At 75.1% G+C, this 23,854-nt stretch carries 18 protein-coding genes and 1 riboswitch; all 18 genes read left to right on the forward strand.

Annotated elements, in window-relative coordinates; translation table 11 throughout:
* Positions 1 to 165 precede the first annotated feature (165 nt).
* Positions 166 to 951, forward strand: coding sequence for an ATP-binding protein (locus ACFPZN_RS15135; protein WP_378282580.1), 786 nt, complete (start codon positions 166 to 168; stop codon positions 949 to 951).
* 171 nt (positions 952 to 1,122) lie between these two features.
* Positions 1,123 to 1,248: riboswitch (cobalamin riboswitch) on the forward strand.
* Positions 1,249 to 1,401: 153 nt separating this feature from the next.
* Positions 1,402 to 3,684 (forward strand): magnesium chelatase subunit D family protein, encoded by a 2,283-nt coding sequence (locus tag ACFPZN_RS15140; RefSeq protein ID WP_378282581.1) that lies wholly within the window; start codon positions 1,402 to 1,404, stop codon positions 3,682 to 3,684.
* Positions 3,685 to 3,691: 7 nt separating this feature from the next.
* Positions 3,692 to 4,294: a cob(I)yrinic acid a,c-diamide adenosyltransferase gene (cobO, locus tag ACFPZN_RS15145; RefSeq protein ID WP_378282582.1), complete on the forward strand. Its 603-nt coding sequence runs from the start codon at positions 3,692 to 3,694 to the stop codon at positions 4,292 to 4,294.
* The gene (locus ACFPZN_RS15150) at positions 4,291 to 5,667 is read left to right on the forward strand and encodes a cobyrinate a,c-diamide synthase (RefSeq protein WP_378282583.1); all 1,377 of its coding nucleotides are present in this window, start codon (positions 4,291 to 4,293) and stop codon (positions 5,665 to 5,667) included. Before cobO ends, ACFPZN_RS15150 begins: the two co-directional genes overlap by 4 nt.
* On the forward strand, positions 5,664 to 7,004 hold the full coding sequence (cobI, locus tag ACFPZN_RS15155; RefSeq protein WP_378282584.1) for a precorrin-2 C(20)-methyltransferase: 1,341 nt from the start codon (positions 5,664 to 5,666) through the stop codon (positions 7,002 to 7,004). Before ACFPZN_RS15150 ends, cobI begins: the two co-directional genes overlap by 4 nt.
* On the forward strand, positions 7,001 to 7,822 hold the full coding sequence (gene cobM, locus ACFPZN_RS15160; protein WP_378282585.1) for a precorrin-4 C(11)-methyltransferase: 822 nt from the start codon (positions 7,001 to 7,003) through the stop codon (positions 7,820 to 7,822). The genes cobI and cobM overlap by 4 nt, the downstream gene beginning before the upstream one ends.
* Complete coding sequence (locus ACFPZN_RS15165; protein ID WP_378282586.1) at positions 7,819 to 8,403, forward strand: hypothetical protein; 585 nt, start codon at positions 7,819 to 7,821, stop codon at positions 8,401 to 8,403. Before cobM ends, ACFPZN_RS15165 begins: the two co-directional genes overlap by 4 nt.
* Entirely contained in the window at positions 8,400 to 9,782 is a 1,383-nt protein-coding gene (gene cbiE / locus ACFPZN_RS15170; protein WP_378282587.1) for a precorrin-6y C5,15-methyltransferase (decarboxylating) subunit CbiE, read from the forward strand. Before ACFPZN_RS15165 ends, cbiE begins: the two co-directional genes overlap by 4 nt.
* Positions 9,779 to 11,536, forward strand: coding sequence for a precorrin-3B C(17)-methyltransferase (gene cobJ, locus ACFPZN_RS15175; protein ID WP_378282588.1), 1,758 nt, complete (start codon positions 9,779 to 9,781; stop codon positions 11,534 to 11,536). The genes cbiE and cobJ overlap by 4 nt, the downstream gene beginning before the upstream one ends.
* A gap of 49 nt (positions 11,537 to 11,585) precedes the next feature.
* Entirely contained in the window at positions 11,586 to 12,182 is a 597-nt protein-coding gene (locus ACFPZN_RS15180; RefSeq protein WP_378282589.1) for a precorrin-8X methylmutase, read from the forward strand.
* Complete coding sequence (locus ACFPZN_RS15185) at positions 12,179 to 13,132, forward strand: sirohydrochlorin chelatase (RefSeq protein WP_378282590.1); 954 nt, start codon at positions 12,179 to 12,181, stop codon at positions 13,130 to 13,132. Before ACFPZN_RS15180 ends, ACFPZN_RS15185 begins: the two co-directional genes overlap by 4 nt.
* On the forward strand, positions 13,122 to 14,159 hold the full coding sequence (cobC, locus tag ACFPZN_RS15190) for an Rv2231c family pyridoxal phosphate-dependent protein CobC (protein WP_378282591.1): 1,038 nt from the start codon (positions 13,122 to 13,124) through the stop codon (positions 14,157 to 14,159). Before ACFPZN_RS15185 ends, cobC begins: the two co-directional genes overlap by 11 nt.
* Positions 14,143 to 15,297: a nicotinate-nucleotide--dimethylbenzimidazole phosphoribosyltransferase gene (gene cobT, locus ACFPZN_RS15195; RefSeq protein ID WP_378282592.1), complete on the forward strand. Its 1,155-nt coding sequence runs from the start codon at positions 14,143 to 14,145 to the stop codon at positions 15,295 to 15,297. Before cobC ends, cobT begins: the two co-directional genes overlap by 17 nt.
* 135 nt (positions 15,298 to 15,432) lie before the next feature.
* Positions 15,433 to 16,698 carry a uroporphyrinogen-III C-methyltransferase gene (cobA, locus tag ACFPZN_RS15200; RefSeq protein ID WP_378282649.1) on the forward strand — a complete coding sequence of 422 codons (1,266 nt, stop codon included), beginning with the start codon at positions 15,433 to 15,435 and terminating at the stop codon, positions 16,696 to 16,698.
* Complete coding sequence (locus ACFPZN_RS15205) at positions 16,695 to 18,518, forward strand: GTPase family protein (protein ID WP_378282593.1); 1,824 nt, start codon at positions 16,695 to 16,697, stop codon at positions 18,516 to 18,518. The genes cobA and ACFPZN_RS15205 overlap by 4 nt, the downstream gene beginning before the upstream one ends.
* Positions 18,515 to 20,218, forward strand: coding sequence for a P-loop NTPase family protein (locus ACFPZN_RS15210; RefSeq protein WP_378282594.1), 1,704 nt, complete (start codon positions 18,515 to 18,517; stop codon positions 20,216 to 20,218). The genes ACFPZN_RS15205 and ACFPZN_RS15210 overlap by 4 nt, the downstream gene beginning before the upstream one ends.
* A gap of 87 nt (positions 20,219 to 20,305) precedes the next feature.
* On the forward strand, positions 20,306 to 20,773 hold the full coding sequence (locus ACFPZN_RS15215) for a single-stranded DNA-binding protein (protein ID WP_378282595.1): 468 nt from the start codon (positions 20,306 to 20,308) through the stop codon (positions 20,771 to 20,773).
* Between the two features lie 1,786 nt (positions 20,774 to 22,559).
* Positions 22,560 to 23,849 carry a GGDEF domain-containing protein gene (locus ACFPZN_RS15220; RefSeq protein ID WP_378282596.1) on the forward strand — a complete coding sequence of 430 codons (1,290 nt, stop codon included), beginning with the start codon at positions 22,560 to 22,562 and terminating at the stop codon, positions 23,847 to 23,849.
* The last annotated feature ends 5 nt before the right edge of the window (positions 23,850 to 23,854 follow it).

Genomic DNA, 23,854 nt, shown 5'->3' on the forward strand with positions numbered 1-23,854 from the left:
GTAACGCCAATCTTGCGAAGCGTGTTGCGTGAGTGAGATTCTCACGCGAAGCTGAGGAAACGTGATCGCCTGTGAGCGGAACGTAACGGGACAGTAGTGGCACAGGCCAGGCGAGTGGCAGTGTTGGCGAGTCCGGGCACCACGGACGTGATGCGGGAGGGTCCCGTGAAGACCTCACCAGAGACAGCCGGACCAGCGACGGCGGGCTCCGCGGACGGCGTCGCCGCCGCCGACGACTCCGGAGGCGGGGCGCCGATGCTCCGTTCCGCCGGTACGGCGGGCCGGAAGGGCGCCCGGGACGACGCCCGCGACCGGCGCGACCGCCGGGAGGGCCCCGACGGCCGAGGGGGCCGCCCCGGCCACGCGGGCCACGCCGGGTGGCGCGCCCGGCTGAGCGCCGCGGAGGCCCGCGTCGACGAGGTGGTGGTACCGGTCGTCCCGTCGGAGTGCCCGCCGCCGCTAGGGCGGGCCTGGGCGCTCCCCGAGGGGCCGGGCTGCGCCCGGTACGCCCGCTCGGTCCTGGCCGAGGCGCTGGCCGAGGCCGGAGCGTCCCGCGCGGCCATCGCCGACGCCAAGCTGATGGCCAGCGAGCTGGCCACCAACGCCCACCAGCACGCCGCCGACCGGGGCCCGCACGAGCTGTGGCTCTACGCCGGCGGCGCGTCCGGCGGCGAGCTGCGCTGCGCGGTGTTCGACCGCGACGCCGCCGCCCGCCTCCCCGGCTACTCCTGGACCTCCGGCGACTACGGCCGCGGGCTGAGCATCGTCCAGGAGCTGTCGGAGGGCCGCTGGGGCATGCTGCGGACCATGTCGCGGTGCCTGCCGAGGGCGCGCGGCAAGGCGGTCTGGTTCACCGTGCCCGCCGCCGTCCAGCTTCCGGCCGACCTGCTCCGCGCGCCCTACCGGGCCGTCGTCCCGGCCCCCGCGCCCGCGCCGCCGCCGCTCGGCTGAACGGCCGGGGGCGGGCGGTTCGCGCCTTCTCCACCTCGGCCGCCGGCGCGCGGAGCCGGCGGTAGAACACGTTCCCGGCACGCCTCCGGACACGGGTGCCCGGACGCTCTCACCCCACCGCGACTTGGGCGGTTCCTACCGGTATGCCATCCTGTGCAGGCGACGGAAGCGGAGGAACCCGGTGCGAATCCGGGGCTGTCCCGCAACTGTGACCATGGGGAGCTCCCCCTCGCGTTCGGCCACGGCGGCGACGCTGGAAGGCTGAGGGGGAGTGGCGATCCGGGAGCCAGGAGACTCCGGCCGTCGGAGGGACGCGGGCGACCGCGGTGAACCGAGTGACACCACTCGCGGGCACCGCCGAGCCTCTGGGGGCGTCCCTTGGAAGGACAGCCACGGGCGTGGACACCCGAGGGAAGGACGATGAGGCATGCCGCCCTATCTGATGGGCCGATGAGCCGCGCGGGCGCCGACGGGCAGCCCCACCAGGCGCGCTACCCCTTTTCCGCCGTCGTCGGCATGGACGACCTCAAGCTCGCACTGCTGGTCAACGCGGTCTCTCCGGGCGTGGGCGGCGTGCTGGTCCGCGGTGAGAAGGGCACCGCCAAGTCGACGATCGTGCGGGCGCTGGCCGACCTGCTGCCGTCGGTGCCGGTGGTGGCGGGCTGCCGGTTCTCCTGCGACCCCCGCGACCCCGACCCGGCCTGCCCGGACGGCCCGCACGCCGTGTTCGACGGCGAGCCGGACGAGGACGGCGCCTTCGACGCGGCCCCCGAGCCCGCCGATGAGCCGGCCGACGACACCGGCGCCCGTGCGGCCGCTCCCGCGGCTCCGGCGCCGGTCGGGCCGGCCGGAGCCGAGCAGCGGCCCGCACGGCTGGTCGAGCTGCCCGTCGGCGCCTCCGAGGACCGCCTCACCGGCTCCCTGGACATCGAGCGCGCCCTCACCGAGGGCGTGAAGGCGTACGAGCCCGGACTGCTGGCCGCCGCGCACCGCGGCGCGCTGTACGTCGACGAGGTCAACCTGCTGCACGACCACCTGGTCGACCTGCTCCTGGACGCCGCCGCGATGGGCGAGTCGCACGTCGAGCGCGAGGGCGTCTCGGTCCGGCACGCCGCCCGGTTCCTGCTGGTCGGCACCATGAACCCGGAGGAGGGCGAGCTGCGCCCGCAGCTGCTCGACCGGTTCGGGCTCACCGTGGAGGTCGCCGCGACCCGCGACCCCGCCGAGCGCGCCGAGGTCGTGCGGCGGCGGCTGGACTACGAGCGCGACCCGGTCCGCTTCGCCGCCCGCTGGGGCGTGGCCGAGGCCGAGCTGGCCGCCCGGATCGCCTCCGCGCAGTCCCGGCTGCCCCGGGTGGAGCTCACCGACGCCGCGCTCCGCCAGATCACCGCCGTCTGCGCCGCCTTCGAGGTGGACGGGCTGCGCGCCGACCTGGTGACGGCCCGGGCCGCGATGGCGCTGGCCGCCTGGCACCGGCGCACCGTGGTCACCGCCGAGGACGTGCGGACCGCGGCCCGGCTGGCGCTGCCGCACCGGCGCCGCCGCGACCCGTTCGACGCGCCGGGCCTGGACGAGAAGAAGCTGGACGAGATCCTGGAGGAGCACGGCGACGACTCCCCGGACCGTCCCGGAGACGCCCCACCCGAGCCCGAGCCCGAGCCCCGGCCGGAACCGGCGTCGGCCGAGGCCGAGGAAGGGCCCGGCGACGACGGGTCCGGGCCCGCCGACGGCGACGAGCCCGACGACGACGGGCCGGGCGGCGGCCCCGGCGGCGGACCGGGCGGCCTCGATGGCGGCGGGGGCGGGGGCGGGGGCGTGCTGAGCGTCCTGGACGCCCTGCTCAACGGCCGTTCGGTGAACGACGGCGAGCGGCCCGCCGACGAGCGCCTGCCCACCAAGGAGCGGGACGCGGGCGAGGGCGAGCCCGCCCAGGCCGGCGCCACATTCAGGCCCCGGCTGTTCACCGTGCCGGGTACCGGCACCGGCGCGCCCGGCCGCCGCTCCAAGGCGCGCAGCCCGTTCGGGCGCGTCTCCGGCGCCCGGCCCGGCGCCCGCGGCCTGCACCTGAGCGCCACGCTGCACGCCGCCGCCCCGCACCAGCACGCGCGCGGCCGGACCGGTCCCGGGATCGTGGTCGAGGCCGGCGACCTGCGGGAGGCGGTCCGCGACGGGCGCGAGGGCAACCTGGTGCTGTTCGTCGTCGACGCCAGCGGCTCGATGGCGGCGCGGCGGCGGATGACCGCGGTCAAGGGCGCGGTGCTCAGCCTGCTGATGGACGCCTACCAGCGCCGCGACAAGGTCGGGCTGATCACCTTCCGGGGCACCGCGGCCGAGCTGGCGCTGCCGCCGACCTCGTCGGTCGAGGCCGGCGCGCGGCGGCTGGGCCGGCTGCCGACCGGGGGCCGCACCCCGCTGGCCGCCGGGCTGCTGCGGGCCGCCGAGACGCTGCGGGTGGAGCGGGTGCGCGACCCGTCCCGCCGGCCGCTGCTGGTGGTGGTGACCGACGGCCGCTTCACGCACGGGCCCGACCCGTCCGCGGCGGCGGGGCTGCTGGCCGCGGCCGGGGTGGCGTCGGTCGTGGTCGACTGCGAGTCCGGGCCGGTGCGGCTCGGCATGGCGGCCGAGCTGGGGACCCGGCTCGGCGCGGAGACCGTGCGGCTGGAGGACCTCGCCGCCGGCGGCCTGGCCGGGGTGGTCAGGGACGTCAGGAACGCGTCCGGGAAGGTGGCGTGAGCACGCGATGCCGCAGGGAAAGCCGGAGTACGTGCCCGAGGACGGGCTCACCACCAGGGAGCGCCGCAACCGGCCGCTGGTGATCGTGCACACCGGCCCGGGGAAGGGCAAGTCGACCGCGGCCTTCGGGCTGGCGCTGCGCGCCTGGAACCAGGGCTGGCCGATCGGGGTGTTCCAGTTCGTGAAGTCGGCCAAGTGGCGGATCGGCGAGGAGCGGGCGCTGCGCGTCCTCGGCGACAGCGGCGAGGGCGGCCCGGTGACCTGGAACAAGATGGGCGAGGGTTGGTCGTGGATCCAGCGTCCGGGGACCGAGGCCGACCACGAGGCCGACGCCCGGGAGGGCTGGGCGCAGATCAAGCGCGACCTGGCCGCCGAGACGTACCGGTTCTACGTGCTCGACGAGTTCACCTACCCGATGAAGTGGGGCTGGATCGACGTCGACGACGTCCTCACCGCGCTGAAGGACCGGCCGGGCGCGCAGCATGTGGTGATCACCGGCCGGGACGCCGATCCGCGGCTGCTGGAGCTCGCCGACCTGGTCACCGAGATGGGCAAGGTGAAGCACCCGATGGACCGCGGCCAGAAGGGCCAGAAGGGCATCGAGTGGTGAGTCCGGTCCCTCGCCTGGTGGTGGCGGCGCCCGCGTCGGGCAGCGGCAAGACGACCGTCGCGACCGGGCTGATGGCGGCGCTGGCGGCCCGCGGCACCGCCGTGTCGCCGCACAAGGTCGGCCCCGACTACATCGACCCGGGCTACCACGCGCTCGCCACCGGCCGCCCTGGCCGCAACCTCGACCCGTGGCTGACGTCGGAGGACCTGGTCGTCCCGCTGTTCCTGCACGGCGCCGCCGGGGCGGAGGTGGCGGTCGTCGAGGGCGTCATGGGCCTGTTCGACGGCGCCGCCGAGCAGGGCGGGTTCGCCTCGACCGCCCATGTGGCCGGGCTGCTGGACGCGCCGGTGGTGCTGGTGGTGGACGCCGCAGCGGCGGGCCGTTCGGTGGCGGCGACCGTGCACGGCTTCCGGACCTACGACGAGCGGGTGCGGCTGGGCGGCGTCATCCTCAACCGGATCGGCTCGGACGGGCACGAGCGGATGTGCCGCGAGGCCGTCGAGGAACTGGGCGTGCCGGTGCTGGGCGCGCTGCGGCGGCGGGACGACGTGGCGACGCCGTCCCGCCACCTCGGGCTGATCCCGGCGGCCGAACGCAGCGTGGAGGCGGTCGCGACCGTCGAGCGGCTCGGTGACCTGGTCGCCTCGTCCTGCGATCTCGACGCCCTGACGGCCCTGGCCCGGAGCGCCCCGCCGCTGCCCGCGTCGGCGCGGTGGGAGCCGGGCGCGCAGGTGGCCGCGCCCCCGCCGGGCGGCGGGCGGCCCCGGATCGCGGTCGCGGGCGGCCCGGCGTTCACGTTCGGGTACGCGGAGAACGAGGAGCTGCTGGAGGCGGCGGGCGCCGAGGTGGTCCGGTTCGACCCGCTGCGCGACGAGCGGCTGCCGGACGCCACGCGCGGCGTGGTGATCGGCGGCGGCTTCCCCGAGATGTACGCGCCCGAGCTGTCGGCCAACGAGCCGCTGCGGCGCGCCCTGGTCGCGTTCGCGTCCGGGGGCGGCCCGGTGTACGCCGAATGCGCCGGGCTGCTCTACCTGGGCCGGGAGCTGGACGGCGAGCCGATGTGCGGTGTCCTGGAGGAGGTCACCGCGACCATGGCGCCGCGGCTGACCCTCGGGTACCGGTCGGCCGTCGCCGTGTCGGACTCGGTGGTCGCCCGTACCGGGGAGCGTGTGCGGGGCCACGAGTTCCACCGCACCGTCACCGAGCCCCGCCACGGTGGAACGGCGGCCTGGCAGTGGTCGACCACCTCCCCCGAGGGTTTCGTCCAGGGGGATTGCATCGCCTCGTATCTGCATCTGCACTGGGCGGGGGAACCGTTGTTCGCCGAGCGGATGGTGCGGGCGAGCCAGGCCGAAGAAGGAGAGGACGCTTGACGACCTTCGATGCGGCCTTCGGCGCGGAGGGCGGCGGCCTGGAGGGCGGGCGTGCACGGCTGCGCCCGTTCGCGCCGGGCGACGCGGCCGCCCTGGCGGAGGCGATGGGCGCGGGCGAGGACTTCCTGCCGCCCAACGTCCCGGCGAGCGGCGACGCGCTGGACTGGTGGCTGGCCGAGGGCGTGCACGGCGCCGCCCGTTCGGGTGAGGGCCTGCAGGCGGCGGTGGCCGATCGCGCGACCGGCGAGCTGCACGGCACGATCGGGTTGTACCGGGTCGACTGGACGGCGCGCGCGGCCGAGGCCGGGTACGGGATCCGCCCGGCGGCACGCGGCCGCGGGCTGGCCACCGACGCGCTCCGCACCCTCAGTGAGTGGGCTCTGCGTCCCGGCGAAAGCGGCGGGGGCGGGCTCAACCGGGTCGAGTTGCGCGTGGACGTCGGCAACCACGCCTCCGTCCGCGTCGCAGAGAAGGCGGGCTTCCGGCATGAGGGCGTGCTGCGCGCCACCGGGCGAGACCCCGAAGGCCGTCCCGTCGACCAGTACGTGTTCAGTCTCGTCGCCGCCGACCTGGACGCCCGGCGCGAGGGCGCGCGCGGTCCCGGGAAGCTGATCGGCGTCGGCGTCGGGCCCGGCGATCCCGAACTGGTGACGGCCAAGGGCGTGCGCGCGCTGCGGGAGTCCGACGTCGTCCTGGTGCCGGTCATCGCACTGGACGAGGAGGGCCGCGCCGAGTCGGTCGTCCGCGCCTACACGGGCAAGGCCGAACGCGTCGTGTTCGCCCTCAACGACCGCGGCGGTGTCACCGAGCGCCGCGCCGCCGCCTGGGACGCCGCCGCCGAACGCGTCGTCCGGGCGTTCGACGAGGGCGCCGCCACCGTCGCGTTCGCCACCATCGGCGACCCCAACGTCTACTCGACCTTCACCTACCTCGCGCAGACCGTCCAGGCCCTGCGGCCCGGCACCGAGGTCGCGACCGTGCCCGGGATCACCGCCATGCAGGACCTGGCGGCCCGGTCCGGCACCGTGCTCGCCGAGGGCACGGAGTCGATCGGGCTGGTGCCGCTGGCCGGAGGCCCGGGGGCGCTGCGGGCGTTCCGGGCCGCGCTGGAGACGGGCGACACCGTCGTGGCGTACAAGTTCGGCTCGGTCGCCGCCGAGGTGGTCGAGGCGCTCAAGGAGACCGGACGGCTGGAGGACGCCCGCTACGGCGCCCGCCTCGGCCTGCCCGGCGAGGAGATCCGGCCCGCCCGCGACCTGGCCGGGCCCGTCCCCTACCTGTCCACGCTGATCGTGCCGGGCCGCCGCGACGGCGCCCGGGGAGGAAGGCTGCGATGACACCCCCCTCAGGTCCCCGCGGCCGGGTGCTGTTCGTGGGCGCCGGGCCCGGCGCCGCCGACCTGCTCACCTTCCGCGCCGCCCGCGCCATCGCGTCCGCGGACGTGGTGATCTGGGCGGCCAGCCTGGTCCATCCGGACGTGCTGGAGCACGCCCGGGACGGCGCCGAGATCGTCGACTCCGCGCAGCTGCCGATGGAGGGCGTGCTGCCGTACTACGAGCGGGCCGTGGCGGAGGGGCTCACCGTCGCCCGCATCCACTCCGGCGACCCCGCGCTGTGGGGGGCGCTCCAGGAGCAGCTCGACCGCTGCAAGGAGATGGGCCTGGAGACCGAGGTCGTCCCGGGCGTGTCCAGTTTCAGCGCGGTCGCGGCCGTGGTGGAGCGCGAGCTGACCATCCCCGAGGTCGCCCAGTCGGTCGTGCTGACCCGGCTCGGCGGCGGCAAGACCCCGATGCCGCCGGGGGAGGAGGTCCGCGCGTTCGCGCGGCACGGCACCACGATGGCGCTGTTCCTGTCGGCCGCCCGGTCCGGGCAGCTCCAGGAGGAGCTGCTGGAGGGCGGCTACCCCGAGGACACCCCGTGCGTGGTCGCCTACCAGGCGACCTGGCCGGACGAGCTGGTCGTCCGATGCACCCTGGGCGAGCTGGAGGCCACGGTCAAGGAGCACCGGCTGTGGAAGCACACGCTGGTGCTGGTCGGGCCGGCGCTGGCGGCGGGCGGCACCCGGTCGCACCTGTACCACCCGGGCCACTTCCACGGTCACCGGCGTGCCGAGCCGTCGGCGCGGCGGCGGCTTCGGGAGGCTCGTCGGCCATGAACCCAACAGGCACGGCACGATCGGACGGCGGCACCGGCGGCGGCAGCGGTGGTGGCGGGGCGGTAGCGGCGATCGCGGCACAGGGCGAGCGGACCCTCGTGCTGCACGGCGCCGGACCGGCCGGCCGCACGGCCGCCAGGATGCTGCCCAAACTCCCCGAGGTCTGCTTCGTCGAGGTGGGCGCCGGGACGGCCGCGCGCGGCGACGTGGACGAGGCGCTGCGGCAGGCGGTCGAGCACGGCCTCCGCCAGCTGATCCTGCTCGCCACCGCGGACGCCCTCGCCGCCCTCGAACCGGTGGACGGTCTCGCCGGCATCACCGCCGACATGGGCGGGTCCGCGGAACTGGCGGACGCGGTGGCCGCGGCTGGATCCGCGCGGCGCGCCTACGAGCTGTGGGAGGAGGCCAGGCTGCTCGGGCCGTGCGGGCGGGAGCTGTGCCGCCGCGTCGCCGACGACCTGGAACGCGCCGCCGCGGCCGTGCGGGAGGGCTCCGAGGCGAGCCCGATCGCGGTGCAGGTCGTGCTGATGGACTTCGGCGGCGAGCGCATGGTCGGCATGTACGGACGGCTGAGCCGATGACCTCCCCGGCCTCGTCGTCGTCCCTGACCGTCCTGGGGCACGACGGCTCGCCCCTCTCCGCCGAGGCCCGCGAGCTGCTGGAGCGCGCCTCGCTCGTGGCCGGCGGCCGCCGGCACCTGGCGGCGGTGCCGGTCCCGCCCGGCGCCCGCACGATCGTGATGGGCGAGCTCCGGGCCGCCCTCGACGCGATCGACGAGGAACTCGACCGCGAGGACGGCGACCACCACGTGGTGGTCGTGGCCAGCGGCGACCCCGGGTTCTTCGGGATCGTCCGGGCGCTGCGCGAGCGCGGGCGGCGGCCCCGGGTGCTTCCGGCGCTGTCGTCGGTGCAGCGGGCGTTCGCGCGGGCCGGGCTGTCGTGGGACGACGCCCTTGTCGTCTCGGCGCACGGCCGCGAACTGCGCCGCGCCGTGAACGCGTGCCGGGCCCATCCCAAGGTCGCGGTGCTCACCGCGCCGGGCGCGGGCCCGGCCGAGCTGGCGCGCGCCCTGTTCCCGCAGACGCCGCGCACGTTCGTGGTGTGCGAGGACCTCGGCGGCCCGCGCGAGCGCGTGGTGCGCGTCCGTCCCGCCGAGGCCACCACCCGTCCCTGGCGCGACCCGAACGTGGTGCTCGTCCTGGACCAGCGCCGGATCGCGGCGGCGGCCGCCTACGGCGAGCGCGGCTGGATCGCCGGGGCGCGGCCCGGACCGGCGCGGTGGGCGCTGCCCCCGGCCGACTTCGCGTACGGCGCGCCGTCCCGCGGCGCCGCCGGGACGGGCGCGGAAATCAGGGCGTTCGCGCTGGCCAAGCTGGGCCCCCGGGTCGGCGACATGGTCTGGGACGTCGGCGCGGGCCGCGGCGAGATCGCGATCGAGTGCGCCCGGTTCGGCGCGGCGGTCGTCGCCGTCGAACGGGACGAGGCGGCCTGCGAGGGGATCCGCGCCAACGTGCGCGCCCACCGCGTCAAGGTGGCCGTCTCGCGCGGCACGGCGCCGGCCGTCCTGGAGCACCTGCCCGAGCCCGACGCGGTGTTCGTCGGCGGCGGCGGGCCGGACGTGGCGCGGGCCTGCGCCGCCCGGGCCCTGCGCAGCGTGGTCGTCGTGGTCGCCGACGCCGACCGCGTGCAAGGCGCCATCGACGCGCTCAAGGGCGAGTCGCTCGCCACCCAGGCCGTAAGCCTCTCCGCCGCCCCGTTCGGCGCGGCGCCGGCCGCGCCGGTCTACGTCGTGTGGGGCGAGCGCGCCGGCACCGCGACCGGCCCGGAGGGGCGGCGCGGGCGGGCGGTGCCGCAGCGGCCCCCGGCGTCCGCGGCCGTGACGGTCGCCGAACTCCCCGAAATGGATGTGGACGAAGTGGACGGTATGGACGGCGAGTCTGCGAGCGGGAGCGTGCGGTGATCGGAGTCGTCGCGGCGACGGCCGGGGGCCGTTCAGCGGCCGGGGCGCTGGCGGCCGCCTGGCCGGGCGAGGTGCGCTCGTTCACCGATCTGAAGGCGTCCGAGGCGCTCCGCGAGGCCTGGCGGACCTGCGACTCCATCGTCAGCTTCCTCGCCGTCGGCGCGACCGTCCGGGTCCTGGCCCCGCTGCTGGAGCACAAGACCACCGACCCGGCCGTGGTCTGCGTGGATGAGAGCATGCGGTTCGCGGTGGCGGTGCTGGGCGGCCACCACGGCGCGAACCTGCTGGCCAGGCGGCTCACCGGGGTGCTGGGCTGCGAGCCGGTCGTCACGACCGCCAGCGACCGCACCGGTGTCGCCCCGCTCGACTCCTACGGCGCGGACCTGGGCTTCACCGTCCACAACCCGGACCTGCTCGCCCATGTCGGGGCCGCGGTGCTGTCGGGGGAGCCGGTCGCGCTGGAGGGCGCGGACGGCTGGCCGCTGCCCGCCCTCCCGCCGAACGTCCGCGTCCCCCCCTCCGCGCAGGATGAGCGGGAGGAGCAGGACGAGCCCGGGACCGGGATCCTGGTCACCGACGGCGCCGAGATCGCGTGCATGTGCCACGAGGGCTGGTTCGGCAACCGGCTGGTGTACCGGCCGCCGTCGCTGGTGGTGGGGGTCGGGTCGGCGCGCGGCGTCACGGCGGCGGAGGCCGGCGAGCTGATCGACCTGACGCTGGCGGGCGCCGGGCTCGCGCCGGAGTCCGTCCGGTGCCTGGCGACCGTGGACCTCAAGGCGGACGAGGAGGGGATCCTCAAGGCCGCCGAGGAGCGCGGCTGGGAGGTCGTCACGTTCCCGGCGGAGGTGCTGGCGGAGGTCGAGGTCCCCAACCCGTCCGAGGTCGTGCGGGCCGAGGTCGGCACGCCCAGCGTCGCCGAGGCCGCGGCCCTGCACGCCGCCCGCTCGTTCGGGCGGAGCGCCGAACTCGTCGCCCCCAAGCACAAGTCGGCCAACGCCACGGCCGCCGTCGCCCGGCTGGCCCCCAAGGGGCGGCTGAGCATCGTCGGGCTCGGGCCGGGCGCCCGCGACCTGCTCACCCCCCGCGCGCACGAGGCGCTGCGGCGGTCGTCGGTGGTCGTGGGCCTGGACCAGTATGTCGACCAGGTCCGCGACCTCCTCCGCCCCGGCACCAGGATCGTCGAGAGCGGCCTGGGCCAGGAGGAGGAACGGGCCCGTACCGCCGTCGAGGAGGCGGAGGCCGGGCGGGCGGTCGCGCTGATCGGGTCCGGGGACGCGGGCGTGTACGCGATGGCGAGCCCAGCGCTGGAGTTCGCCTCGGACCGCGTCGAGGTCGAGGGCGTCCCGGGGATCACCGCCGCGGTCGCCGCGTCCGGCCTGCTCGGCGCCCCGCTCGGCCACGACCACGCCTACATCTCGCTGTCCGACCTGCACACCCCGTGGGAGATCATCGAGCGGCGGGTGCGGGCCGCGGCGGAGGGCGACTTCGCCGTCTGCTTCTACAACCCGCGCAGCCGCGCGCGCGACTGGCAGCTGCCCGCGGCCCTGGAGATCCTGGCCGCGCACCGGCCCCCGGACACGCCGGTCGGCCTGGTCCGCAACGCCTCCCGCCCGGACGAGACCGTCACCGTCACCACGCTCGGCGGGCTCGACCCCGAGGCGGTCGACATGCTCACGGTGGTGCTGGTCGGATCGAGCCGCAGCCGGACCGTGGCCGGGCGATTCGTCACCCCCAGGGGGTATCGATGGGCCTGACCGTTCCGTCCGTCCCCCCGTTCGTCCCCTCTCCTGCCGAGGAGCGCCCGTGACCGTTCGCCGGCCCCACCCGATCGAGGTCCGCTCGTTCGAGATCCTGCGGTCGCGCGTCGACCTCTCGCCCATGCCGCCGCTGTGGCGGGCCGTGGCCGAGCGCGTGATCCACGCCAGCGCCGACCTGGAGTACGCCGTCGACCTGCAGACCCGCGAGGAGCACCTGGAACGCGGCTGGGCCGCGCTGCGCTCGGGCGCCCCGCTGGTCACCGACGTCGCCATGGTCGCCGCCGGGATCACCGCCCGCGAGACGCTGTGCCACGTCAACGACCCCGCGGCGGCCAGGATGGCCCGCGCGGCGGGCATCACCCGGTCCGCCGCCGCGGTGCGGCTGTCGTACGCCGAGGTCGGCCCCGGCGCGGTCTGGGTCGTCGGCTGCGCCCCCACCGCGCTGTTCGAGCTCATCAACCGCCGGGTCGCCCCCGCCCTGGTCATCGGGCTGCCGGTGGGCTTCGTCGGCGCCGCCGAGTCCAAGGAGGCGCTGCGCGCCAGCGGGCTCCCGCAGCTCAGCAACGTCTCGGAGAAGGGCGGCTCGGCGGTCGCCGCGGCCGCCGCCAACGCCTTGCTCTACCACGAGGGGGAGTCACGATGACCGTGCCCGCGGAGCCGGGACCGCCGCTCCTGGTGGTCGGCCACGGCACCCAGGACAAGGACGGCGTCGCCGACTTCGGCCGGTTCGTCCAGCGGCTGCGCCGCCGCATGCGCCCGGCCGTGGCCGGGGGCTTCATCGAACTGTCGCCGCCCCCGCTCACCGAGGTCGTCGCCGGACTGTACGGGGACGGCCACCGCAGGGTCGCCGCCGTGCCGCTGGTCCTGGTCGCGGCGGGCCACGGCAAGGGCGACATACCGGGCGCGATGGCCCGCGAGCTGGTCCGCCATCCCGGGCTCTCGTACACCTACGGCCGTCCCCTCGGACCGCACCCCACCCTGCTCACCCTCCTGGAAGAGCGCATGGAGGCGGCCCTGAGCGGCGCGTCCGGAACCGCCGCCGACGGGCCCGCGGCCGTCCTGCTGGTGGGACGCGGCTCGACCGACCCCGACGCCAACGCCGAGGTCCACAAGGTGGCCAGGCTCTTCTGGGAGGGACGCGGCGCGGGCGGGCCCGACCAGGGGCACGGGCTGATGTGCGTGGAGCCCGCGTTCATCTCGCTGGCCCGCCCCAGCGTCCCCGAAGGGCTCGAACGCCTGCGCAGCCTGGGCGCCCGGCGGATCGTCGTGCTGCCGTACTTCCTGTTCAGAGGCGTGCTGCCGGACCGCGTGGCGGACGAGGCACGGGCGTACGCCGCCGGGCACCCCGCCCTGGACATCCGCTGCGCCGAGGTGATCGGCGACTGCGAGGGACTGGCCGACCTGGTCGTCGAACGGTACGAGGAGGCCCTGGCCGGCGACATCCGGATGAACTGCGACACCTGCGTCTACCGGATCACCCTGCCCGGATTCGAGGACCGCGTGGGCGCCCCCCAGACGCCGCACCACCACCCCGACGACCCCGCGGACGGCCACGGGCATGGGCACGGGCATGGGCACGTCCATGCACACTGACGGATCGGCGGACGAGGACATCGACCTGCGGCACCACGGTGACACCGAGGTCGGGGAGGGGCTCCGCGACTATGCCGTGAACGTCCGCACGGGCATGCCCCCCGACTGGCTCGCCGACCGGCTGCGCGCCGCGATCTCCGACCTCGCCGCCTACCCGGACCCCTCGGCCGCGCGGCGGGCGGCGGCCCGGCGGCACGGGCGGGCCACCGAGGAGGTGCTGCTCACCGCGGGCGCCGCCGAGGCGTTCGTGCTGATCGCCCGAGCCCTGAGGCCCCGCCGCGCCGCGGTCGTCCACCCGCAGTTCACCGAGCCCGAGTCCGCGCTGCGCGCGGCGGGCCACGCGGTCGAACGGGTCGTGCTGGGCAAGGACTTCGCCCTCGTCCCGTCCGCCGTCCCCGAGGACGCCGACCTGGTCGTGATCGGCAACCCGACCAACCCGACCTCCGTCCTGCACCCGGCCGCCGCCATCGCCGGGCTCGCCCGTCCCGGACGCACCGTCGTGGTGGACGAGGCGTTCATGGACTGCGTGCCCGGCGAACCCGAGAGCCTGGCCGGACGGCTCCCCGGCGGCGTGATCGTCGTCCGCAGCCTCACCAAGACGTGGGGGCTGGCCGGGCTGCGCGCCGGGTACGTGCTGGCCGAACCGCGGCTGATCGCCGCGCTGGCCGAGGCGCAGCCGCTGTGGGCGGTGTCCACGCCCGCGCTCGTGGCCGTCGAGGAGTGCTTGGCGCCGGCCGCCATTGCCGAGGCGGAGGCGTGGGCCGCCCGGATGGGCGCCGAACGCGACCGGCTGGCCGCCGAGCTGGCCGGGCGCGGACTCTACGTCGTCCCCGAGGCGCGGGCTTCGTTCCTGTGCCTGCGGGTGCCGGACGCGCTCGGCATCCGCGCCCTGCTGCGGGAGCGCGGCTTCGCCATCCGGCGCGGCGACACCTTCCCCGGGCTCGGCCCCGACTGGCTGCGTGTGGCCGTACGGGACCGGGCCGCCAACGACGCCCTCCTGGAGGTGCTGGGTGAGCTGGGAATCTGACCTGACCGCGGAGGCGGCCGCGTCCGTGATCGAGGAGACCGTCGCGGCCGTCGGCCCGCTCGACGAGGCGGCGATGCGGGACGCCCGCGAGCACCAGGCGCGCCTCACCAAGCCGCCCGGCTCGCTGGGCGTGCTGGAGGACCTGCCGGTACGGCTCGCCGGGCTGGCCGGGACGTGCCCGCCGCCGCTGCCCGAGCCCGCCGCGGTCGCCGTGTTCGCCGCCGACCACGGCGTCCACGCCCAGGGCGTGAGCCCCTGGCCGCAGGAGGTGACCGCGCAGATGGTGGCCAACTTCCTGGCCGGCGGCGCGGTCGTGAACGCCTTCGCCGCGCAGGTCGGCGCCACCGTCACCGTCGTGGACGTGGGCGTCGCCGCCGACCTGCCCGCCGCGCCCGGCCTGCTCCCGCGCAAGATCGCCCCGGGCACGGCCGACCTGACCCTGGGCCCGGCGATGACCGCCGGGCAGGCGCGCCGGGCGATGGCGGTCGGCATCGAGACCGCCCGCGACCTGGCCGGCTCCGGCGCCCGCTGCCTGCTCACCGGCGACATGGGCATCGCCAACACCACCGCGTCGGCCGCGCTGATCGCCGCGTTCACCGGCCTGCCGGCCGAGCGCGTCACCGGCCGCGGCACCGGCATCGACGACGCCACCCACGCCCGGAAGGTCGAGATCGTCCGCGCCGCCCTGGCCCGCCACGCCCTCCCCGCAGGGGACGGCGACACGCCGGACGGCGGCACCGAGTACGGGCTGCGGGTGCTGGCCGCGGTCGGCGGGTTCGAGCACGCCGCCCTGGCGGGCTTCATCCTCGGCGGCGCGGCGCTGCGGGTGCCCGTGGTGCTCGACGGCGTGATCGCCGGCGCCGCGGCCCTGGCCGCCGCCGCGATCGCCCCCGACGCCGTGGCCGCCTGCGTGGCGGGCCACCGTTCGGCCGAGCCCGGCCATTCCGCTACCGTGGACCACCTGGGGCTCCGCCCGCTGGTGGACCTGGAACTGCGGCTCGGGGAGGGCACCGGCGCGCTGCTGGCGCTGCCGCTGGTGCAGAGCGCGGTACGGGTCCTGCACGAGGTCGCCACCTTCGACTCGGCCGGGGTGAGCGGAAAGGGCTCCGGGCAGAGTCACGGCATGATCACGGAATGAGTCACGCTCGGCTATCGACTGGGCGGGAGCCCTCTCCATGAACGCCTCAACGCGAGTACCTTTGGTCCACATGGACACGTGTCCGTCACCGGCGGCCGCGAACAACCCCACAGCCCCGATCGAGAGAACACCCACGTGCCCCCGTACCTGCTAGGCCTGCGACTCGGCGGGCGACGCGTCCTCGTCGTCGGCGGCGGCAGGGTCGCACAGCGCCGGGTGCCGGCGCTGCTGGCGGCCGGGGCGGACGTGGTGATGGTCGCCCCCGAGATCACCCCCTCCCTGGAGGACCTGCTCGTCCAGGCCGCGCCCGGCCGGGACGGCGGCACCGGCACGGTCACCTGGCTGCGCCGGCCGTACGAGAAGGGCGACTGCGCGGGCGCCTGGCTGGTCCAGGCCGTCACCGACGACGCCGAGGTCAACGCCGCCGTCGCCGACGAGGCCGAGGCCGACCGGATCTGGTGCGTGCGCGCCGACGACGCCGACGCCTCCCCGGCCTGGACGCCCGCGAGCGGCCGGGTCGGCGAGACCACCGTCGGCGTGCTGGCCGGGGGAGACCCCCGCCGCGCCGCCGGGATCCGCGACGCCGTCGTCGACGGCCTGCGCGACGCGACCCTCGAAGCGCGGCACTCCCGGCACAAGCCGGCCGGCGTGGCGCTGGTCGGCGGCGGCCCCGGCGATCCCGGGCTGATCACCGTGCGCGGGCGGCAGCTGCTCGCCCAGGCCGACGTGGTCGTGACCGACCGGCTGGCCCCCCGCGAGCTGCTGGACGAGCTGCCCGCCGACGTCGAGGTCGTCGACGCCGCCAAGATCCCCTACGGGCGCACGGTCACCCAGGAGCGGATCAACGACTACCTGGTCGAGCACGTCCGGCAGGGGAAGTTCGTGGTCCGGCTCAAGGGCGGCGACCCGTTCGTGTTCGGGCGCGGCGCCGAAGAGGTCCTGCACTGCGCCAGGCACGGCATCCCGGTCACCGTCGTCCCGGGGATCACCAGCGCGGTCGCCGTGCCGTCCGCGGTCGGCATCCCGGTGACCCACCGCGGCGTCACCCAGGAGTTCCACGTGGTGTCCGCGCACGTCTCCCCAGGTCATCCGGCCTCCACGGTCGACTGGCCCGGTCTCGGCCGGGCCCAGGGCACGCTGATCCTGCTGATGGCGGTCGAGCGCATGGCGCTCATCGCCGAGGCCCTCATGCGCTATGGTCGGTCAACTGAAACGCCGGTCGCCGTGGTCCAGGAGGGCACGCTCCCGGGCCAGCGGGCGCTGACGGCGACCCTGGGCACGGTGGCGGGGGAGATGGAGGCCGCAGGGGTGCGGCCACCGGCGATCGTGGTCGTGGGCGACGTGGTCAACGTGGCACGAGAGATCGACATGATTCGAGCGGACATGGGACGGGATCCGTGACACCCCCGGCAGAGCAGAGCGCGGTTCACGACGAGAAGGCGGGCGCGGTCCCCGGCCCCCGTGGCAGGTCCGGCACGTCCCGTGCCGCCCCCGGCGGAGGGTCCGGCGACACGCCCGACGAGGCCGGCATCTCGGTGCGCCAGGGCAAACTGGTCCGCGCCCTCGGCGCCCTGCGCGACGAGCTCGGCGCGTTCGAGTTCCTGCTGGACGTGCCCGGCGTGGAGGAGGCCCGCGAGGCCCAGTTGCAGCTGAAGAACCAGCTCGACGACTACGTCCTCCCGCGCATCCAGGCCGCCGGCACGCCCATGCTCGTCGTCCTCGGCGGCTCCACCGGCGCGGGCAAGTCCACCCTGGTCAACACGCTCGTCGGGGCGCGGGTCAGCGCCACCGGCGTGCTCCGTCCCACCACCAGCAGCCCCATCCTGGTCTGCCACCCCGACTTCACCGACTGGTTCCTCGAAGGCCCGATGCTGCCCGGCATGGGCCGCGTCCGCGGCCCCGCCCCGGACGCCATCGCCGGCGACCAGCTCGTCATCATCGGCAGCGACGCGCTGCCGCCCGGCCTCGCCCTCCTCGACAGCCCCGACTTCGACTCGGTCTTCGAGGACCACTACGAGTTCGCCACCAAGCTCATGGCCGCGGCCGACCTGTGGCTGTGCGTCACCACCGCCGCCCGCTACGCCGACGCCCAGGTCTGGGAGATGCTCCAGCGCGCCCGCGAGAACGGCGCCACCATCGGCGTCGTGCTCTCCCGGGTGCCGCAGGGCGCCGGCTCCGAGGTCGTCGACCACTTCGGCGAGATGCTGGTGGAGCACGACGTCGGCGAGGCCCGCCGCTTCACCATCCCCGAAACCCGCGTCGAGGACAGCCGCCTGCCCGAGGAGGCCGTCGAGGACATCCGCGAATGGCTCGTCGGCGTCGGCGAGAACGCCGACGACCGCACCGTCGTCATCGGCGACACCCTCGTCGGCGTGCTCGACAGCTTCCGCACCCGCGTCCCCGAACTGGCCAAGCAGGTCGAGGCCCAGGTCGAGAAGCGCGCCGAACTGGCCCGCGAGGTCGAGTCCTCCTACGGCACCGCCCTCGCCGAACTCGACGAGGCCACCCGCAACGGCTCCCTCCTGCGCGGCGAGGTGCTGGCCCGCTGGCAGGACTTCGCCGGCACCGGCGACCTGCTGCGCTCCCTGCACGTCCAGCGCGGACGCCCCAAGCGGGGCCCCAGCCGGCGCCGCCGCACCAGCCCCACCCGCGTCCGCGCGCTCAAGGCCGCGCTGCGCGGCGGCCTCGAATCGCTCATCCTCTCCTCCGCCGAGCACGCCGCCGACCAGGTCATCGTCCGCTGGCGCGACCACCCCGCCGGACGCCAGGTCCTGGACGGCCCCGTCACCGGGCTCGGCCACGCCTCCCCCGAACTCTCCCGCCGCGTCACCCGGGCCGTCAGCGCCTGGCAGGACCACGTCCACGAACTGATCCGCACCGAGGGCGTCACCAAGCGCTCGGTCGCCAAGGTGCTGTCGTTCGACTCCGAGGCCGTCTCCCTCGTCCTCATGATCGGACTACTCGGCTACGGCACCTCCGAGGTCGCCGTCGAGGGCGGCACCAGCGCCGTCCCGCAGCGCCTCCTCAAGGCCCTGTTCGGCGCCGAGTCGCTGCGCGGCATGGGCGCCAAGGCCCGCGCCGACCTGCGCAGCCGCATCGGGATGCTGTTCGACGAGGAGTCGATCCGCTACGGGCAGGCCATCGACGCCGCCGGCATCCCCGACGAGACCGTTCCCGTCCAGCTCTACCAGGCCACCTACAACCTCGAGGTCGCCCGATGACCACCTCGGCCATCCCCGCGAACGCGCCGGGCCCTTCCGGCGCCTCCGGTAGGCCCGCCCCACCCGCCGCCCCGGAGGCCGCCGCCGAACCCGGCCCCGGCGGCGTCGCCACCCGCCTCGACAGCCTGGAACGCCTCGTCCGGTACGGCACCGGCCGCCTCGACCGCGACCTCATCGACGACGCCGGGAAGCTCCTCGACCGCGCCGGGCAGCGCCTGCGCCTGTCGGGCGACCACACCGTCGTCACCCTCGCCGGCGGCACCGGCAGCGGCAAGTCCTCCCTGTTCAACGCCGTCTGCGGACTGGAACTGTCGCCCACCGGCATGCGCCGCCCGATGACGTCCAAGGCGCACGCCTGCGTCTGGGGCCTCGACGGCGCCGGGCCCCTCCTCGACTGGCTCGACGTCGACAAGCGCCACCGCTACGCCCGCGCCAGCGCCCTCGACCTGGACCGCGCCGACAGCTCCCTGCACGGGCTCGTCCTGATCGACCTGCCCGACCACGACTCCATCCAGGCCGTCCACCGCGCCGAGGTCGACCGCTTCGTCACCATCGCCGACCTGCTGGTCTGGGTCGTCGACCCGCAGAAGTACGCCGACGCCGCGCTGCACCGCAACTACATCGTCCCGTTCGCCCGGCACGCCGGCGTCACCCTGATCGTCCTCAACCAGGTCGACCGGCTCCAGTCCTTCGAGATCGACGACTGCGTCGCCGACCTGCGCCGCCTCCTGGAGGCCGAGGGCCTGGCCGACCCGCGGATCGTCACCACCTCGGCGGTCAGCGAGCGCGGCGTGCGCGGGCTCCGCGACGTCCTGGTCGACACCGTCGCCGCCCGCCGCGCCCGCGGCGAACGGCTCGACGTCGACATCGACCGGGTCGCCGAACGCCTCGCCGCCCTCCGCGGCCCCGCTGAACCCCCGTCCGGCATCGGCGCCGACCGCCGGGCCGAGCTCGTCCAGGCCCTCACCGACGCCGCCGGCGCCCCGGCCGTCGCCGAGGCCATGGAGAGCGCCTACGAGCTGCGCGCCGCCGACTTCGTCGGCTGGCCCGTCAGCGCCCTGGTCACCCGCCTGCGCAGCGACCCGCTGCGCCGGATGCGCCTCACCGAGCTCCGCGAGGAACTCCGCAACGCCTTCACCGGCCCCATCGGAGCCCAGCAGGGCGACGTCGACACCGCCCTGCAGGGCGTCACCGACGGCGTCACCGGCGACCTGCCCGAACCCTGGGCCCGCTCGGTCCGTGCCGCCGCCCGCTCCCACGCCGGCGAACTCCCCGAAGCCCTCGGCGCCTCCCTCATGGACGCCCTGCCCACGTTCAACCAGGTCCCCGGCTGGTGGTGGCTGGTCAAGACCTGGCAGTACTTCCTCGTCCTGGTCAGCGGCCTGGGCGCGCTGTGGATCGCGCTGCTCCTGATCTACGCCGTCGTCGGCGCGGACGGCCCCGGCGCCCTGCTCGGCGAGACCGGCCTCATCCCGTACGTCCTGATCCTGGTCGTCTGCACGCTCGGCATGGGCGCCCTCACCTCGTCCGCGTGCCGCAACCTGGTGGCGCTGTCCTCGGCCAAGCACGGCCAGCGGATGGAGACCCACATGCGCGAACGCATCGAGCAGATCGCCGACGAGAAGGTCCTGGAGCCGGTCGCGGCCGAACTCGACCGCTACGCCCACTTCCGCTCCGAGGCCGCCAACCTCCTCGGCTGAGTTATCCACAATCCGCACATCCCCTTTCACCCACCGTCATCCTGCGCCACCGTTGAGAGCACGCACCTCAACAAGAGTGGAGCAGCCATGAACGAGGCCCAGATCACCGTGGTCGGCTGGCTGGCCGCCGAGCCCTACTTCACCGTGACCGGCAACGGCACCCCGTTCCTGTCGTTACGAGTCGGCTACACCCCCCGCCGCTACGACCGGCAGAGCGCCCAGTGGCAGGACATCGAGACGATGTTCCTTACGGTCAACTGCTGGCGGTCCCTGGCCGACAACGTCAATGCCTCCGACCTGAGACGCGGCCACCCGGTCGTGGTGACCGGCCGCCTCCGCATCCGCCAGTACGAGAGGGACGGTCAGTGGCGCTTCTCCGCCGAGGTCGAGGCCACCACCCTGGGCCATGACCTCAGCCGCGGCACCGCCGCCTTCCGCCCCGTCCAGCGCGGCGGCGCCCTCACCGACGAAGACCGCCGCGAAGCCCAGGATGCCGCCGACCAGTGGGCCCTGACCGCCACCGACCAACCAGAAGAAGACCCCAAGGCCGCCTAACCTCCCACCGCGACTCGAACCACCCAGACCGCCCCCCGCTAACGCCTCCCCACCACGACCTGACTCGTACCCGAGACCACCACAACCCGCCCCGCCTCATACCCGAACGACTCGTCCCAGTGCGTGCCACAGGCTCGCGCTCGCTCAGACCGCCTTGTGCCGAGTAGTGGGCCTAGTGCTTGATTGGCTAGCGCCTGGAGAGCCCGCGTCTGGCCGCGCGACTCGTGCTTCAAGGGCTGGCGCTTACCTGGCTTGCGTCGCAGGCTCCTGCTTCACGGGCTCGCGTTTGGCTGGCTCGCGCCGCGCCGCGCCGGCTCGGGCTGGCTCGTGCCCGACCGCCGCGGGCCGCACCGGCTCGCGCATGACCGTCCATGCCTGGAGGGAAGGCTCGGACCGGTGTGTGTCACGGGCTCGCGCGTGACCGGGTCGCGTCTCATCGGCTCGTGCTCGGTCAGACCGGCTCACACGCGAACGCCTCACCGGCGCGGCCTGGCTCGTGCCCGACCGGTGCGGGCCGCACCCGGCTCACGCCTGGACGGCTCGAGCCGGTGCTTGTCTCGCGCCTCATCGGCCTGCGCATGACCGACTCGCGTCGCACCAGCTCAGATCTCGTGCTGAGCGCGCACCAGCTCAGATCGACTCGTGCTGAGCGGCTCGTGTCTCGCGGCCTAGTGCCTGGCCAGCCCGCGTCTGGCCGGCTCGCGCCGCGCCGACTTGTACTTCAGGGGCTGGCGCTTGCCTGGCGTGCGTCGCACCGGCTCGTGCGCAAAGGGCTGGTGCGTGCCTGGCTCGCATCGGGCTGGCTCGTGCCTGACCGGCGCGGGCCTCACCGGCTCGCGCCGCACCGGCTCATGTCTGGAGGGCTCGGACGGGTGCGTGTCACGGGCTCGCGCGTGACCGGGGCGTCCTCACCGGCTCGTGCTTGGTCAGATCGGATCACACACGCCGGTTAATGCCTCACCGGCTCGGACTGGTTCGTGTCTGACCGGTAGGCCGCACCGGCTTGCGCCGCACTGGCTCATGCCCTGGACGGCTTGCGCTGGGCCGGCTCATGCCTGGACGGCTTGCGCCGTGTCGGCTCGGGCTGGTTCGTGCCTGGGCGGTTCGCGGTTGCCGGGGCTTGGGAGGGCGGTGTCGCTTCGCGATCAAGGTGGGGACGCTTGCCTTCGGCGTTGGTTCGCTGCCCGGGTAGGGCGTTCGCGTGGTGTTGGAGGTCGCTTCGCGACAGGCGCCCCTGGCTGTCCGGCGGCCGATGCTGGCCAGGGCGGTCGGCTCGGGCGTGTGCCCGGGGTGTGGGAGTGATCGCGTTGGGTGAACGCGCGGCGCGCGGGCTCCGTACAAGGCGAAGAGAAGGGAGGAAGCGTGGTGACGGAGAGACGTGGGCTGGAGATGGGGCCAAGGGTGCCCCGGAAGTCAAAGAGACAAGAGATGAAAGAACGGGCTGGTGGGCGCAGATGACGCTGCACGGGTGCTTCCCTGCGGGGCTTGCGGGCCCCGCAGGGTGGGCGGAGGGGGGATCGAACCCGGGATGCGGGGGCGTCGGCGGGTGGCCGGCTGGTGCCGGCCGGCGCCCCCGCGCCGTCGGGGTGGCAGACGCGTTATATCCAGGAGACGCCGCGCATGGTGTATTCCCCCTCAGGATGTGCGGCGGACAGCGATTTCGCTGGTCCTACGGTGGGTCACGTCTCGGATACCCACTTGTGCGTTATCGAAGGTACCGGTTTCCAGCCCCCTCCGCACACGTTGCAATTATCGTGTTACACAACGTGAGGCTTAGGGGGGAAGGATGACGGCTGTGCAGTCGTCCGCCGAGGATCGCGGCGGAGAACTCACCCGAAGGCCGCAACGGCGGGCGGTGCCGATGCGTCCGTCCCTGCTGGCCGTCTACGTGCCGGTGGTCGTTGCCGTGCACCTGGCGCTGACCGTCGCCGGGCTGATGAGCACCGTCCCGCGGCCGAACGATCTACTGACATTTGGTGCGCTGCTGGCCTGCGGCGCGGTGTGCATCGAGGCGACGCGGCGGCTCGGGATGCCCGCCGGGGTCGCCCGCGACATCCTGTCGGCCTGGTGGCTGCCGGTCGCGCTGCTGCTCCCCCCGGTCTACGCCCTGCTGATCCCGATCCCGCTTCAGCTGCTGCTGCAGTTCCGGGTGCGGCGGTCGCTGCTGTACCGGCGGGTGATGGTGATGGCGGCGCATGGCCTGGCGGGCGCGTGCGCGTCGCTGGTCTTTCACCTGGCGGTGCCCGAGCCGCTGGACGGCCGGCCTCTGTGGGTGATCGGCGGGATCACCGACCTGCTGGTCGCCGTGGGCTGCGCCGCGCTGTTCACGGTGCTGAACACGCTGCTGGTGGTGATCGCGGCGCATGCCGCCAACCCCGAGGGCCGCTGGCGGGACGTCCTGTGGAACCGCGAGACCCTGCTGCTGGACGTGGTCGAGCTGTGCGTGGGCGTCTCGGTCGCGATCCTCGCCACCCTGTCGCTGCTCCTCCTGCTGCTGGCGCTGCCCCCGGTCGTGCTGCTCCAGCGCAGCCTCATGCACCAGCAGTTGCAGGCCGCGGCCCGTACCGACGCCAAGACCGGGCTGCTCAACGCCGCCGCCTGGCAACGCGAGGCCGACACCGAGCTGGCCCGGACCCAGCGCACCCACGACCCGCTCGCCCTGCTGCTGATCGACATCGACCACTTCAAGCGGGTGAACGACACCCACGGCCACCTGGTCGGTGACGAGGTGCTGGTGGGCGTGGCCACCACCCTGTGCGGCCAGCTGCGCGACTACGACGTCGTGGGCCGGTTCGGCGGAGAGGAGTTCGTGGTGCTGCTGCCCGGCGCCGACACGGTGGAGGCCTGCCGGGTCGCCGAACGGCTGCGCGGCAGGGTCCGGCGGCTGGCGGTGCCCGCAGAGGAGGGCACCGTGGGCGTGACGATCTCCGTCGGGGTGGCGCTGTTCCGGATGCACGGCCAGGACCTGATCGAGCTGCTCGCCGCCGCCGACCTCGCCCTTTACCGGGCCAAGCAGTCCGGTCGCGACCGGGTCTGCCTGCCCGCCCTCGAGGGACCGAAGGCGTCGGAGAGCTGACCCGG

The sequence above is a fragment of the Actinomadura rugatobispora genome, assembly GCF_042656285.1.
Lineage (GTDB): Bacteria > Actinomycetota > Actinomycetes > Streptosporangiales > Streptosporangiaceae > Spirillospora > Spirillospora rugatobispora.

Bases quoted from the DNA above. Each gene is read 5' to 3' on its own strand.
- ACFPZN_RS15165 (WP_378282586.1), top strand. From the start codon at position 7,819: ATGAACCCAACAGGCACGGCACGATCGGACGGCGGCACCGGCGGCGGC.
- ACFPZN_RS15140 (WP_378282581.1), top strand. From the start codon at position 1,402: ATGAGCCGCGCGGGCGCCGACGGGCAGCCCCACCAGGCGCGCTACCCC.
- ACFPZN_RS15220 (WP_378282596.1), top strand. From the start codon at position 22,560: ATGACGGCTGTGCAGTCGTCCGCCGAGGATCGCGGCGGAGAACTCACC.
- cobO (WP_378282582.1), top strand. From the start codon at position 3,692: ATGCCGCAGGGAAAGCCGGAGTACGTGCCCGAGGACGGGCTCACCACC.
- cobC (WP_378282591.1), top strand. From the start codon at position 13,122: ATGCACACTGACGGATCGGCGGACGAGGACATCGACCTGCGGCACCAC.
- cobM (WP_378282585.1), top strand. From the start codon at position 7,001: ATGACACCCCCCTCAGGTCCCCGCGGCCGGGTGCTGTTCGTGGGCGCC.
- cbiE (WP_378282587.1), top strand. From the start codon at position 8,400: ATGACCTCCCCGGCCTCGTCGTCGTCCCTGACCGTCCTGGGGCACGAC.
- ACFPZN_RS15215 (WP_378282595.1), top strand. From the start codon at position 20,306: ATGAACGAGGCCCAGATCACCGTGGTCGGCTGGCTGGCCGCCGAGCCC.
- ACFPZN_RS15185 (WP_378282590.1), top strand. From the start codon at position 12,179: ATGACCGTGCCCGCGGAGCCGGGACCGCCGCTCCTGGTGGTCGGCCAC.
- ACFPZN_RS15210 (WP_378282594.1), top strand. From the start codon at position 18,515: ATGACCACCTCGGCCATCCCCGCGAACGCGCCGGGCCCTTCCGGCGCC.